The 13,169-nt window shown below is 40.6% G+C and carries 14 protein-coding genes; 7 read left to right on the forward strand and 7 right to left on the reverse strand.

The window, feature by feature from the left end; genetic code table 11:
• The first annotated feature begins 126 nt into the window (after positions 1 to 126).
• Positions 127 to 690, forward strand: a complete 564-nt coding sequence (locus ACFEL9_RS07245; RefSeq protein ID WP_385887730.1) for a hypothetical protein — start codon at positions 127 to 129, stop codon at positions 688 to 690.
• Between the two features lie 16 nt (positions 691 to 706).
• Here the strand turns inward: ACFEL9_RS07245 and ACFEL9_RS07250 are convergent, their stop codons facing one another.
• On the reverse strand, positions 707 to 1,510 hold the full coding sequence (locus ACFEL9_RS07250) for a S1/P1 nuclease (protein WP_385887733.1): 804 nt from the start codon (positions 1,508 to 1,510) through the stop codon (positions 707 to 709).
• 169 nt (positions 1,511 to 1,679) lie between these two features.
• On the opposite strand from ACFEL9_RS07250, the gene ACFEL9_RS07255 reads away from it, so the two are divergent.
• The 3 genes from ACFEL9_RS07255 (at position 1,680) to ACFEL9_RS07265 (ending at position 3,729) form a co-directional block, all read left to right on the forward strand.
• The gene (locus ACFEL9_RS07255) at positions 1,680 to 2,762 is read left to right on the forward strand and encodes a M48 family metallopeptidase (RefSeq protein ID WP_385887735.1); all 1,083 of its coding nucleotides are present in this window, start codon (positions 1,680 to 1,682) and stop codon (positions 2,760 to 2,762) included.
• Complete coding sequence (locus ACFEL9_RS07260) at positions 2,759 to 3,076, forward strand: heavy metal-binding domain-containing protein (protein WP_385887737.1); 318 nt, start codon at positions 2,759 to 2,761, stop codon at positions 3,074 to 3,076. Before ACFEL9_RS07255 ends, ACFEL9_RS07260 begins: the two co-directional genes overlap by 4 nt.
• Before the next feature lie 215 nt (positions 3,077 to 3,291).
• Complete coding sequence (locus ACFEL9_RS07265; protein ID WP_385887740.1) at positions 3,292 to 3,729, forward strand: hypothetical protein; 438 nt, start codon at positions 3,292 to 3,294, stop codon at positions 3,727 to 3,729.
• Positions 3,730 to 3,746: 17 nt separating this feature from the next.
• Here the strand turns inward: ACFEL9_RS07265 and ACFEL9_RS07270 are convergent, their stop codons facing one another.
• The 5 genes from ACFEL9_RS07270 to ACFEL9_RS07290 all read right to left on the reverse strand — a co-directional run bounded on the left by ACFEL9_RS07270 (position 3,747) and on the right by ACFEL9_RS07290 (position 6,916).
• A complete protein-coding gene (locus ACFEL9_RS07270) occupies positions 3,747 to 4,349 on the reverse strand; it encodes a hypothetical protein (protein WP_385887743.1) in 603 nt (200 codons plus the stop codon).
• Entirely contained in the window at positions 4,346 to 5,269 is a 924-nt protein-coding gene (locus ACFEL9_RS07275) for a hypothetical protein (protein WP_385887746.1), read from the reverse strand. Before ACFEL9_RS07275 ends, ACFEL9_RS07270 begins: the two co-directional genes overlap by 4 nt.
• Positions 5,270 to 5,346: 77 nt before the next feature.
• A complete protein-coding gene (locus tag ACFEL9_RS07280) occupies positions 5,347 to 5,862 on the reverse strand; it encodes a SixA phosphatase family protein (protein WP_385887747.1) in 516 nt (171 codons plus the stop codon).
• A gap of 14 nt (positions 5,863 to 5,876) precedes the next feature.
• The gene (locus ACFEL9_RS07285) at positions 5,877 to 6,596 is read right to left on the reverse strand and encodes a phosphatase PAP2 family protein (RefSeq protein WP_385887750.1); all 720 of its coding nucleotides are present in this window, start codon (positions 6,594 to 6,596) and stop codon (positions 5,877 to 5,879) included.
• 62 nt (positions 6,597 to 6,658) lie between these two features.
• A complete protein-coding gene (locus ACFEL9_RS07290; protein WP_385887753.1) occupies positions 6,659 to 6,916 on the reverse strand; it encodes a hypothetical protein in 258 nt (85 codons plus the stop codon).
• A 228-nt stretch (positions 6,917 to 7,144) separates the two neighbouring features.
• Between ACFEL9_RS07290 and ACFEL9_RS07295 the strand changes: the two genes are divergently transcribed.
• Together ACFEL9_RS07295 and ACFEL9_RS07300 are read left to right on the forward strand one after the other, a co-directional pair.
• A complete protein-coding gene (locus ACFEL9_RS07295; RefSeq protein WP_385887755.1) occupies positions 7,145 to 7,927 on the forward strand; it encodes a DUF6089 family protein in 783 nt (260 codons plus the stop codon).
• Between the two features lie 189 nt (positions 7,928 to 8,116).
• Entirely contained in the window at positions 8,117 to 10,651 is a 2,535-nt protein-coding gene (locus ACFEL9_RS07300; protein WP_385887758.1) for a phosphocholine-specific phospholipase C, read from the forward strand.
• Positions 10,652 to 10,715: 64 nt separating this feature from the next.
• Here ACFEL9_RS07300 and ACFEL9_RS07305 read toward each other — a convergent pair whose 3' ends face one another.
• Positions 10,716 to 11,624, reverse strand: a complete 909-nt coding sequence (locus tag ACFEL9_RS07305) for a lytic transglycosylase domain-containing protein (RefSeq protein ID WP_385887760.1) — start codon at positions 11,622 to 11,624, stop codon at positions 10,716 to 10,718.
• A gap of 450 nt (positions 11,625 to 12,074) precedes the next feature.
• Between ACFEL9_RS07305 and ACFEL9_RS07310 the strand changes: the two genes are divergently transcribed.
• Positions 12,075 to 13,154 carry a DUF2652 domain-containing protein gene (locus ACFEL9_RS07310; protein WP_385887763.1) on the forward strand — a complete coding sequence of 360 codons (1,080 nt, stop codon included), beginning with the start codon at positions 12,075 to 12,077 and terminating at the stop codon, positions 13,152 to 13,154.
• The last annotated feature ends 15 nt before the right edge of the window (positions 13,155 to 13,169 follow it).

Here is a 13,169-nt window from a genome sequence, read left to right on the forward strand (position 1 = left end):
TTACATTTTTTCTTCTTCAACGATAAATAATCAAGAAAATAAATCACTTTGACTCATGAAGAATGCCACCAAAGTAAAGGCATTATCATCGTAAAGACCTGGACATTTGACTGATAAAATGTTAATATGCAAACAGGTAAAAAGGAAAATCTTATTTTTAGTTCTTATTCAACAAACGTGACCTGCATGAAATATTTAATGACCTTCCTGTTCTTACTGCCCTTGTTTTTGTCGGCGCAGCAGCCGGCTCCTGCTGATTGTAAATTGGTGAGGGAAACTGACCCTTACACAAAAGAGACAAAACTGTCATCCGGGTTTATGACCCTGCAAGGGGCGTCATTAACTGTTGATGCAGATAGCAAGGAAATTGACTTCTTTTTTACGGTTCCTGACAAATGTTTTTCAGATGCATCCACGGTGTATATCTATTTCGAAGGAAGTAAGGTCAAAACCACTTATCGCAATAATGGCAGCATGAACTGCGACGGTTTTTTTCATTTTAAATTCAGAAATGGCATCACCACGCCAACAGTATTGCAAAAACTGGCGACACAAAAAGCGGCTCATTTTATTTTTATCGGCAATGATAAAAAAGAAACGACGGTGGATTTGTTGCCTGATCAACAAAAAATCCTCATGGATATTACAGCCTGTATGATTGCCGAGTCAAAGACACTGATCAAACAGTAAAAAATCTCTTTATAGTTTACTCGAAACATTGATTTAATAAAGCTGCGAGGCGGACACCGCCCTTTACCAGTTGCTCCTCCATCAGTTTTTGAAACTGGTAGTTATAACGATAGCTCAGTTTCGATTCATTAGGTGTTGCATCATAAATAGCATCGGACAATACATGTGATTCGTAGAACCAATCCTCCAGCGAACCGGATTGCCACGCTTTCACCTGCTCCTCACTACGAATGTTTAAGAGCGATGAATATTCGGTGTAACTATATTGCTGAAATTCCAGTAACATACTATCCCAAAGTGAGTGAAGATTTGTTTTCTTATCAAACCAATACACGACGATTTTATTTCCGCCGGCATCTTCGTCTCTTCCCACATGCAGGGGCTGGTGAAGGTCCCCTACCAGGTGAATAAGAAAATATAGAGATGTTCTCCTCTTTTCCACCGAAAGGGATTCGTCGCTGATTTCCTGCATCATTGCCGGAATTTGGGTGTATAAATTTTTCCCGGGCAATTTTTTCAATCCTGCTACAAAACTATCTTTTGCTATATGGCCAGGTAGGTCTACATAGTGCCAGGGTGACGCATGGTTCCAGGTAGAATCTGATTTAATAAAATCGGGCCAGTTAGCCCACCATGCCAGTGTTTCTCTTCCTATCAGTTTATCCAGGCCTTTCTTGGCTTTTTTTGTGAGGTGTTGTTGGGCTATTTCACCAATGATCCGGTGCCCCAGTAGTCCCCAGCTAAAAGCCTTGTTTACAATCAGGATAAAAGAGAAGACAAAAACCGTTCTTAAAAAAAATCCAGCAGGTGTTTTGCGCATGATGACAATTTGAGAGGCAAATGTCAAGGAAATGATTGAATTGGAAAAATTGTAAACTTGTGGATTATTCCAGTGATAAACTTTTAATTTCAAAAGAAGTTTCAAACGCATTGATACGGGATCAACACCATAGTACGGCAATTAGGAGCAACAAAAAAATCGATAGATAATGAAATCCTGGTTCGGATCTTTTTATTCAGCGACAAATGCTGAGCCCATTGAAGTTACAGTACTGGCTGGGGAGAAAAATATTACGATCGGGTTTCGCGATGCCAATGGTGTGGTGAATACAAAGTCATGGGATATTATCGATGTCCGGGCCGGTTTTGATAATAGCGAACAGGCTACCAGGCTCACGAACACACAAGAACCGAACAGCAGGCTTATCATCCAGGGAAAAGATGCCCTAAATTTTTTGCAGGAAATACATACGGAAAAAAACAAACCATGGCATAAGAAGGGCCGGACAAGAGAATGGACAAGAAATCTTACGATATTTCTTATGGTTGTCGGCGTACTGGTAGGAACATACTTTTTAGTGGTTCCCTGGATCTCCGGCAGATTAGCTTCAGGTGTTTCCATACAAAGAGAAGAACAGTTTGGTAATGCGGTTTACAATGCATTAGATATCGCATCGCAGGAAGATAAAAATGCTACCGCAGTGCTGAACGAGTTTTTCAGGTCCATGAAAATCCAAACCGCTTACAACGTTAAGATCACGGTTGTAAAAGGAGATGTGATCAATGCCTTTGCGCTGCCCGGTGGAAATATTGTAGTATACACAGCTTTACTACAAAAGCTGGTTTCCTATCCTGAACTGGCAGCTTTGTTAAGTCATGAGTTTGTACACGTAAATAATAAGCATTCTACAAGATCAATATTTCGTCAGTTGGGCTCCAGGATTTTTTTAAGCTTGTTATTTGGTAAGTTTGGCTCGGTTACGTCTATACTAATTGATAAAGCCGATGAATTTAAATCCTTAACGTATTCCCGGTCGTTGGAAAGGGAGGCCGATATGCAAGGGTTATTGCTGTTAAAGGAACGTGGGATTGATCCAGCCGGTTTCACCGGTTTATTTCAACAGCTAAAATCATCAACCACCTCTTCTTCTGTCCCTGAGTTCCTGGCCAGCCATCCCGATATTGACAACAGAATCGCTTACATACAGGAAGCCGGTAAAAATTCGGTAGTGAAGGAAAATATGGAGTTAAAAACTATTTTTGAAAACTTAAAACAAACTATAAGCAAATGATCATTACAACTACCGGTTTCGTTGAAGGCCGGCCTGTACGAGAGTACCTGGGCGTTATCAATGCGCAGAGCATTATCGGCGCCAATATCTTTAAAGACTTTTTAGGTGGTTTGAGAGATGTATTTGGTGGCCGCAGTAAAACTTATGAAAAAGTAATTGAGCAAGCGAAAGAAGATGCACTAAGAGAATTGGCCGAGAAAGCACAGGGTATTGGTGCGAATGCAATCGTTGGCGTAGATCTTGATTTTGAAACCATCGGCGGTAATGGGAGCATGCTGATGGTGATTGCCTCCGGAACTGCTGTTCGATTATAAGATTAAACGCCCAATAAAGGCAATTGATCCTGATCAGTATATAAGTAACTACACTGGTTTAGGGAAACTCTTACCGGCTATAGGTATAAATATTTGTCGACAACAGTATTTTTACTTTTTGCAAAATAAATGCGGCAGACTTACTTCAAAGTCCGGCCGCATTTTATTTTATTTGTGAACGATCCTTTTTACGAATTGCAATTGATATCCATTTTATGATGAACCCGCAGAGTCAGCATATTGATCACGTTTCCACCAACGAGGTCTCACTACAACTTCTCTTAAACAACCTGGTGAATAATTTACCCGAAACAATTTTTCGTAATAAAATTTCGGTAAAAAATAAAGTTGCTGCTGAATTCAAAATGAATGCAGACAGGGACAAAATTGTACCCGTGATCGATGAGGTATTAAATACGGTTGTATCTAATGCACGCAATACAAGCATTAGTATTACAGCGGAGAGATATTCTGATATTGTAATTTTAAATTTTGAGGACCCTAATAATTACAACGGTTATGCATTGCAGTTCAGCCTGCTGTCTGTAGGCCAATCTGCCAGGCATGTTGGCGGCGACATCAATATTTATGGGGCTCAGCAAAGAGAAGCAACAGTGTCGTTTAGCTTTCCCGACACGCAGACCTCCTGCTAGTAGTGACCAGGATAGCCTTACCTGAAATGACCCGTTACCGCGTAAAATACTTTATCATTAATTCGCCGGAAAATTCCACCGTTTATCCGCCGCATTTTTTTTCGGTCATCGTTGTCCAGTAATCTTCCTTTTTCATCCGATGGTTGTTTTTGCTCAAAAAAAATAAGTGTAAAATATTTTTCTGAACTCAAAAAGGCATCAAGCTTTTTATCTCTTACTGACAAAAAAACAAGATATTTTTTTTGCCGCTTTTCATAGTAGTCGAGATTGTTAATCCAGGTGCAATGTGCTTTTTGCATGTCAATGATTAGTTGATCCACGGCCCGGACATCAAAATTATATTTTTGCAAGGTGTCCTGTAAAAAGGGCTCAGCCAGTCTGAAGTTGTAGATATACTTGATGCTATCGGTATGAATTTCTATGGCGATACGGCTTTGAGCTTCATTTTTAAATTCCAATGAAAAAGGCCGGCTGGCATATATCTTCTTGTATTGATGCAATATCGATTGGATGGTTGTTTCGTTGGTGCTATAGTAGCTCTGCGTAAATTTTTTGGAAGGCGAACAACAGGTAAGTATCCAAATAAGTAACAAAACAGGTATATAGACGATGCAGTTCATTTTGTTTTAAAAGTATAGTCGGTGATGCCAAATATAATTTTGCGAAGCAGCTTTGGATTTACCTGTTGCAATGTTTTTTTCCCATAGTCCCAATAGATAATTGTGATGAGATTATCCGGTGTTTTTGTGATGTTCATGAGCACCACGAAATGGGTGGGTATGCCAAACCTGGTAGTAACCACGTGTTTTTTCTTATACAAAAGCCGGTTGTTGAGGAAAATAAAAACAGGCCGCTGTTTCATTCGCTCACTTAGGTATGTATAGGTATCGCCGATCCAGGGCCTGATAAGATCAGATCCTCTTGCATGAACTTTAACCGGGAATAACTTGCGTAGCATCCGGTTGAATTTGGCATAATTGGTAGATGCCCACAGTGTATTTTCATCGCCAGTCTTAAAACGCCGGTTAAAAAAGTTGAGATATCCTTTGAATTTATCGGCTAATGAAAGAAACCAAATTTGTCCGGCAGGGCTAATATCTAAAGCCCCTTTATATTTTAACAGGCCTGCTTCTTTCTTAATGGCTCTACTGGGTGTAAATAAAACTTTGCCCATCCTGGCTCTTCCTTTCTGGTAAAGCGCTACCATGAAACGGGAAAACCCTAAGGGATCATAATTTAAAGGAATGTAGGTGAGAGCCGAATAAGCGCAAAAGTTAGTGCCTTTGCCTTCATAAAATTTTAAAGGCTCGGTCGCAAATGTTTTCAGGTTTTGTAAAAAGAGCTCCGGATCTACATTTGGCCAATGCTTGCTGGGCTGTAATTTTTTCAAACTATCCAGGAAATCGATGGCCTGTTGCTGACTGGATAACTTTAAAGTGTCGGTCGGATGTAACGCAGGAGACGCCCTTAAGCTGAACGGTAAGGCCAGCACCAGGAGGGCGACGGTTATTGGTTTTGTGTATGGATATTGAATAAGCAAACGACTTATGTTCTTTAAAAATTTGATTTTACTAAAGTATAGAATTGATAATTATATACAAAGCAGGGGCCAACCAATTATCGATTGGGTGTGGAAGGCACCCCATATTTCTTTTGTTCAAAACGGAAATTCCTTCCCGATTTTTTTATTATGTAGAGGTTATCGTATTCAGTATCGGCCAGGTCGGCTGGTAATTTTACTGTACCGCACAGCCTGTTTACTATATCATCTACTGTGTTGCTATGACCAATGATAAGCGTATTTTTTTTGAGTAATTGAAGGCGATCAAAAAAAACCGAATCAGGAAAAGACGGATATGTTTCTACAGTCAGGTTAAACCAGGCCCGGGTTGGTTCAGCTGTTGATTTCGCCCGGATGGTGTTTGTTGAAAAAATGTAGCCGATTTTCTTGTTTGCTAATTCTGTTTTTAAAGCTTCAGCACGTTGTTGTCCCTTTTCAGTTAAGACCGGATCGCCGCTCATCATATTGTCACTACTATTGGCAACCGCTTTCTCCGCATGACGAACCACGTAGAAATAACGGGCGCACGATGAAAGAGAAAGGAACAACAGTAGCAGACAAAAATTTCTCATATAGTTTAAAAAAGTTAATTGTTTATTTCAGCCACAACAGGGTCAATTTTCCGTCGGCTATATTGCTCCATCCGGCGAACTGACCATATCGACAAGGATAGCCAGATAATTCCCGCCGCAAACCCTGCCATTACATCGCTGAAATAATGCAACCGAAGGTAGATCCTGCTAAAGCCAATTAGTAAGATGAAGAGCAGGAGCAATGCAGTAAAAAGCCATTTCCAGAATCGATTGGTAATATTTTCCCAGACAAGAAAGATAAGCAGACCATAAAAGGACATACTCATTAATGCATGGCCACTGGGAAAACTCAGGCCTTTTACTGGTTCCAGCAATGGCACAAGCGGCCGGGGACGATTAAATATCTGTTTTAGAAAGAACATTAATAAAAGTCCGCCGAGAGCGATGACGGGTACTTTGATAGAATACCATCGGTGCTTTTTAATAAAAAGAAAGTATACAATTAGCAGGACGTTTGCGGGGATGAGAAATTTATGATTACCAAAAAAGGTGATGAATTGCATGAACCTGGTTGTGGACAAACTTACAATTGTATTGACCTTATCAAAAACGAGAAAATCGAAACTATCGTTTTCAAGATTGAAAATGCGGTAGGCTATAAGTGTGAAAGCTATCAGGGCACAAATAAAAAGGATGAGGACGATAATTAATTCGACAGACAATAAGGCAATACTGGCCAACTGTTTTTTGATAGATTGCTGTATCCGCTTCATTGCCGCAAGTTTAGTGAAAATAAATGTCCCGGGACATTTTTAGTAAAAAGGCTTTCAAAACCTCAATTAACGATATCCCATGGGGTGACAGGCTTACCTTCAGAATGGGGCGTCTCCTTTTCTTCTTCTTCTTCTTTTGGAGGTTCTGGCAAATTATCTTCTTCTCCCGGCACTTTAGCGTTGGCAATATCGTCTTCCGTGATCACATCTTTAATGTCGTGGATGTGCTTTTTGATCTTATTTTTTGTAGCATCATCGTTAAAGGTGTACGATTCGGAATCAATGCTTTCTTCGGGTAGTTTTTTCCTGGACTTAGCCATGGCTTATAATTTTGTTTTATATAGAAAAAAACTGTGCCAGTTTTCCAACCGATGACAATTCATTGAGTTAGCAGCGCATTAGAAGGCTATTTTCGGTCCAGCACATCCGGATTCACTCCGGAGATGAAAAAAAATCCTATTTTTAAAATACCCCATCCCCACCCAGGTCACTATCCGCAAAAGTGAGAAACCGGAAGCCTGTTTTTTTAGTGTCCGAATGTTATTGCTATGAAGTTAAGTATGCTTGCTTTAATGATGGCGGCTTCATCTTGCTATGCGCAGGATTGGGAGGCTGAAATAATGATTGGTATAGCCGGTTACCAGGGTGACCTCACCAAAAGACATTTTGCCTTAAGAACATTGCGACCTGCTACGAATGTTAATATCAGGTATAATATCGGAAACATGGTAGTGCTACGCACCGGCATTGTCGTTGGAAAGGTGACTGGTAATGACAAATACAACAAGCAGGCGGATTTAAAAGCCCGCAACCTGAATTTCCAAAGCAACATTTTTGAGGCTAATATTTGTGCAGAAGTCAATTTGTTGGAGCCCGATATTTTTTATGCGTATCCATATGCATTTGCTGGTGTCGGCATATTTCATTTCAATCCATTCACCCATGATGCAAACGGCGATAAAGTTTTTCTGCGGCCGTTAAGTACAGAAGGACAGGGGCTGCCAGATTATCCGTACAAGAAGAAGTACTCCAAAACACAATTTTGTATTCCATTTGGAGTAGGGTGGAAAGTGAATGTAAACAAGAATTGGGATTTTGTTTACGAGATAGGATACAGGGCTTTATTCACTGATTACCTCGATGACGTCAGCGGTACCTATGTAGATCCTCAAAAATTATTAGCGGCAAAAGGACCTAAGGCGGTGGAACTGGCTTATAGGGCTAAGCCTCCATTTCCCCAGGGTGAAGGGGATCAGCGTGGCAACACAGGTGTTAACGACTGGTATTTTATTCATGGTATCAAATTGCTTTACCGGTTCTCCAATTATTGATTTAACTATTGGTATTTTATTGAGCCGGTTCAACCGATTGACCAGTCATCATCACAATATTTTAATGGGCTAAATGAGGCATTTCATCTTTCAGTAGTTACATTTGAAATATACCAAAGGTTATTCTCAAGCAAGAGTAACCGGAGCAAATAATTTTAGATTAGTTATTCAATTTATCATTCGAAACATATGGATTCCAGGAGAGAGTTTATAAAAAAAGCGACCCTATTATCCGGTGGTGCAGGATTATTTCAGGCATTGCCATCTTCTATTCATAAAGCACTGGCTATCGATCCTGAAACCGGCAGCACCTACCTGGATGCAGAGCACATTGTGATATTGATGCAGGAAAACCGCTCTTTTGATCATTGTTATGGCAGCTTGCAGGGGGTAAGGGGATTTAACGATCCACGGGCAATACAACAACCTGATAAAAATCTTGTTTGGCTTCAAACAAATGCTGCTGGTGAAACTTATGCGCCTTTCCGGTTGAATATAAAAGAAACAAAGGCCACCTGGTTGGGTTCACTTCCTCATTCCTGGGGCGACCAGGTGGATGCAAGAAACGGTGGTAAATACGATCAGTGGCTGATTGCAAAGGCTTCGGGTCATGAAGGGTTTGAAAATGTGCCATTGACAATGGGTTTTTATAACCGTGGGGACATTCCTTTTTATTATTCGTTGGCTGACGCATTTACTGTATGTGATCAAAATTTTTGTTCTTCGCTAACTGGTACCACTCCTAACCGTTTGCATCTATGGACGGGAACAATAAGGGATAAGCAGGATGCCAATGCACAGGCCAATGTTTCGAATGGGGATACAGATTATGATAAAGAGAAAAACTGGAAAACATTCCCGGAGCGTTTGGAAGAAAATGGAATTTCCTGGAAGATCTATCAAAATGAAATAAGTCTTGAATCTGGCCTGACGGGTGATGAAGATGCATGGCTCGCCAATTTTACTGATAATCCTCTCGAATGGTTTTCACAATTCAATGTACGGTTCTCACCATCTTATCGGAAATATTTGGAAAAGATGGAAGCCATCTTGCCCACTGAAATAAATGAACTCGAAAACAAGTTGAAGGGACTGGACGAAAAAAGTAAAGAAGCAGAAGAACTAAAAAGAAAATTGCAGGACAAACAATCTCTGTGGTTAAAAGTGAAGGATCGGCACAAATGGTCTGCGGAAAATTTTGAAAAGCTGTCGCAGCATGAAAAGAATTTGCACAATAAAGCTTTTGACACTAATTATAAAGATCCTCATTATCGTGAACTAACTACACTTACTTATCAGGACGATAATACTGAAAGGGAAATGACTATACCAAAGGGCGACATTCTACACCAGTTTCGGGAAGATGTGAATAGCGGCAATTTGCCGACGGTATCATGGGTAGTTGGTTCTGCAAATTTTTCCGATCACCCGGGGTCACCATGGTATGGCGCCTGGTATGTGTCTGAAGTGCTGGATATATTAACAAAAAAACCGGAAGTGTGGAAGAAAACGATCTTCATACTTTGTTATGATGAGAATGATGGTTATTTCGATCATGTGCCTCCTTATGTACCGCCGCATCCTGGCAAAGAGAAGACGGGCCTGGTTTCAAAAGGCATTGATGCAGCCATGGAGTTTGTGACATGGGAGCAGGATATTAAACGAACAAAGGAGAAGTATGCACGGGAGAGTCCGATAGGATTGGGGTATAGAGTGCCGCTTGTGATTGCCTCACCCTGGAGCCGCGGCGGCGCCGTATGTTCACAGGTCTTTGATCATACTTCGATACTCCAGTTCATGGAAAAATTTTTAACAGCCAGGACCGGGAAAAAAATTGAGGAAACTAATATTTCTTCCTGGCGACGCACTGTTTGTGGCGACCTCACCTCTGTATTCCGGCCGTATAACGGTGAGAAAATAGCGGCGCCGATAGTGGTGAAAAAAGAACCTTTTTATGAAAGCATTCATAAGGCACAGTTTAAGAAAGATCCCGTTGGTTACAAAAAGTTGACAAGGGAAGAAGTTCATGCAATAAATCAAAAGCCACACTCTTCTCCCTTAATGGCACGACAAGAAAAGGGAACCCGTTCGTCCTGCCCATTGCCATACCAATTGTATGCAGACGGTCAGCTAAGTGACGATAAGAAAGAAATTGAATTGAAAATGTCAGTTTCCAACGAGTTATTCGGTGAGAAGGCTGCGGGCTCGCCATTCAATGTATATGCCCGTTCGTCAAAAGGGTTGAACATTCGAAACTATGCGGTGAAAGCCGGTGATGAATTAACCGATCAATGGTCTTTGGATGATTTTGAAAACAATAAGTACCATTTGGAGTTAAATGGACCAAACGGATTCTTCCGTGAGTTTAAGGGAAGCGATAAAGACCCTGCAGTTGTTATTTCACTGGGGTATGAAAGAAAAAAAATAAATGCTGGAAAACTTTCCGGCAACCTGTTGATAAAAATAAGTAACAAGAATGCTGATCAATCTTATTCCGTTGAAATAAAAGATAATGCTTACAAAAAAGATAAATTAACCAGGTTGGTAGGTAGCAAGGGATCAGGTAAGGACATGGTAACAATTATTCTCAACTTGCAGAATAGTTTTGGCTGGTACGATTTCACTATTACAATAGCCGGTAATAAATCCTTTGCCAAACGATATGCAGGTCATGTTGAGACAGGCGAAATGAGCCGTACCGATCCCGCAATGGGCAATGTCTAGAAAGGTACCGGTTATCAGTTTTTATGTAGCTGATAAGCCGGTAACAGGTAACGGTGATTGATAGTTATTTTTCAGCAATCAAATTGGCCCGGGCTACTATTTTATCTTCAACACAGGTAGTATCTGTAGTGACTGTTGCAGCATCTGCCATTTGTTTTTCCTTTAAGAGACGGTTATGTTTTTCAGCAAAAGCAAGCATTGTTTTTCTATACATATGTGCTTCCTGTTTGGTAACGGTGGTAATGCTTCCCTGCCCTTCAAAATAATAATGAGTGCTAATGAATTTTTTTACATGCCCTCTTGTTTCTTTCGGCAAAAAATACTGCAACTTCCAAAAATTTCTGCTACCAGACTTTCGTATAGCAGCATATACAGGGGCGGGACCACAATTGTAGGCGGCAATCGTCAGCAACCAGTCATCAAATAAACCGTGGAGATCACGCAGGTATTTAGCAGCGGCCACAGTGCTCTTGAACAGATGCTTACGTTCATCATACCTGCTTGTCACTTTGAGTTTAAGTAAACGGGCAGTGGTGGCCATCAGTTGCCAGGTACCTACTGCACCAACACGTGACCTTGCAGTGGTGTTCAATTGCGATTCCACTATGGCCAGGTGTTTTAGTTCTAATGGCAACTTGTACTTGCTGAAAATTGTGTCCATGATCTTGAAAAAGGCAGGACTTCGCTGTTTGACTTTTTCAAGCATTTCGCTGTTATCTGCAATGTAAGTTTTAGTGAACCTGGCGGCTTCTTTATTTAGTTTGATCCGGGGAACATCTTCAGCGATTGTTGCTGTAAGGCCGGAAAACTGTAACAATTCTTCATCAAGCGTCAGCCATTGCATGGCCGAATCTGTGGTAGCTTGTTGTGGAGCGCCGGATGATTGTTGTGTACCTGTTGCATGTACTGCAGCGAGAATAACCAACAATCCATTTGCAAAAAGACCTGATCGGAGTAGCTTTCTTTTCAACATCGTTTTCTTTTTTAGGGTAAAACAATGCCGACCCGAAGGTTTGGATTAAATGTTCAGCATAGGAGAGAGGAAGGAATTTTAACGATAGAATATTGGAAATATGAGTACTTGAATTGCTACGGAGGGTACGGTAATGAGGCTTTTCATTTAATCCGCAGCGATGTACTGGTGTGTTGTTATTACAACCGGGATCAAACGTACTCAGCAAAAACCGAATCTCATAACTTTTTGGCCTTAGGAAATATACTTGCCATGTATAGGTTAATGAAAACCAAAAGAATACATATGAAAATAGCTGGCTGAAAATAAGTCATGCTTATTTGGCAGCATTGTCTTCAAATCACATGCAAATCACGGGTTATCAGTGAAAATAGGATGAATTAAAAAAGATAAATGATGCTTTTGTATTTTCCTTAGGAAAGCTAAATTGAAGGTAACTTTAGATAAAAAATGGAAAATAAAGGCTTGCTTTTTATCCCGGATATAAGTGGATTTACCCGCTTTGTTACGGATATGGAGATAGAGCATAGCCGTCATATCATCCAGGAATTGCTGGAAATACTGATCGATTCAAACCAGCTTGGATTAGAAGTTTCAGAAGTAGAAGGCGATGCTATTTTGTTTTACAAATTTGGTGAGTCTCCGGATCTGGATGCAATTTATCAGCAGGTAAAAAAAATGTTTTGCTCTTTTCACAGCCACCTCCTGGGCTACGAACATCGTCGCTTTTGTCAATGCAAAGCTTGCATATCAGCTGTCAACCTCTCTTTAAAAATAGTTACGCATTACGGTGAATTTACCGGGTACACGGTTAAGAATTTTTATAAGCTAATTGGTAAAGATGTAATTGTTGCACACCAACTCTTGAAAAATGATATTGAGCAACATGAATATTGGCTGGTAACAAATAGTGTCAGCCATAACGGCAAGCCCTCCGGCTATGCGCATTGGATGAAGTGGGACAGCAGTTCCAAACAAACCGAAACCGGGGAAATACCCTTCCATTATACTCAGTTGAGTGAGCTAAGGAATGAACTACCACCTGAAACACCTCCAGCCCTGGAAATTGAGAATAGGGTGAAGATGATAGTGGTGTCCCGGGAATACGATGTTGATATCAAAACCTTGTTTTATACTGCCGGACATTTTGAACTGCGACCTCAATGGCAGGAAGGCGTTAAGGCGATCGACGAGGTTGATCATTTGCTGCCGGGTGTGGGTACGAGGCATCGTTGTGTGCTGGAAAAAGAAGAAGTGTTTATGATCAGCAGCAGTTTTTTGTATGATCCTGATAGTAAAATTGTGTTTAGCGAAACAGAGGAAAACAAAAGAAGCTCTTTATATTTTATTTTGGAGAAATTAGGAGAGAGAAAGTCAAAGCTGACGCTTGAATTTTATCTGAGGAGAAGCCTGCCTTTACAACTAACGTTCAACCTGCTGATGAAAAAGAAAATGGAAGACCGGTTTAAAAAATCATTGGAGAACCTGGATAGGTTGGTGAAGAAAATAAAACTACCCGTTGAATTCTGACCAGTAATTATTGGA

This window comes from Terrimonas alba, assembly GCF_042434975.1.
In the GTDB taxonomy this organism is placed as follows: domain Bacteria; phylum Bacteroidota; class Bacteroidia; order Chitinophagales; family Chitinophagaceae; genus Terrimonas_B; species Terrimonas_B alba.

Coding starts and splice junctions, on each gene's coding strand:
- ACFEL9_RS07295 (WP_385887755.1), top strand. CDS start 7,145: ATGAAGTTAAGTATGCTTGCTTTAATGATGGCGGCTTCATCTTGCTAT.
- ACFEL9_RS07270 (WP_385887743.1), bottom strand. CDS start 4,349: ATGAACTGCATCGTCTATATACCTGTTTTGTTACTTATTTGGATACTT.
- ACFEL9_RS07280 (WP_385887747.1), bottom strand. CDS start 5,862: ATGAGAAATTTTTGTCTGCTACTGTTGTTCCTTTCTCTTTCATCGTGC.
- ACFEL9_RS07305 (WP_385887760.1), bottom strand. CDS start 11,624: ATGTTGAAAAGAAAGCTACTCCGATCAGGTCTTTTTGCAAATGGATTG.
- ACFEL9_RS07300 (WP_385887758.1), top strand. CDS start 8,117: ATGGATTCCAGGAGAGAGTTTATAAAAAAAGCGACCCTATTATCCGGT.
- ACFEL9_RS07245 (WP_385887730.1), top strand. CDS start 127: ATGCAAACAGGTAAAAAGGAAAATCTTATTTTTAGTTCTTATTCAACA.
- ACFEL9_RS07255 (WP_385887735.1), top strand. CDS start 1,680: ATGAAATCCTGGTTCGGATCTTTTTATTCAGCGACAAATGCTGAGCCC.
- ACFEL9_RS07250 (WP_385887733.1), bottom strand. CDS start 1,510: ATGCGCAAAACACCTGCTGGATTTTTTTTAAGAACGGTTTTTGTCTTC.
- ACFEL9_RS07310 (WP_385887763.1), top strand. CDS start 12,075: ATGGAAAATAAAGGCTTGCTTTTTATCCCGGATATAAGTGGATTTACC.
- ACFEL9_RS07285 (WP_385887750.1), bottom strand. CDS start 6,596: ATGAAGCGGATACAGCAATCTATCAAAAAACAGTTGGCCAGTATTGCC.
- ACFEL9_RS07265 (WP_385887740.1), top strand. CDS start 3,292: ATGATGAACCCGCAGAGTCAGCATATTGATCACGTTTCCACCAACGAG.
- ACFEL9_RS07290 (WP_385887753.1), bottom strand. CDS start 6,916: ATGGCTAAGTCCAGGAAAAAACTACCCGAAGAAAGCATTGATTCCGAA.
- ACFEL9_RS07260 (WP_385887737.1), top strand. CDS start 2,759: ATGATCATTACAACTACCGGTTTCGTTGAAGGCCGGCCTGTACGAGAG.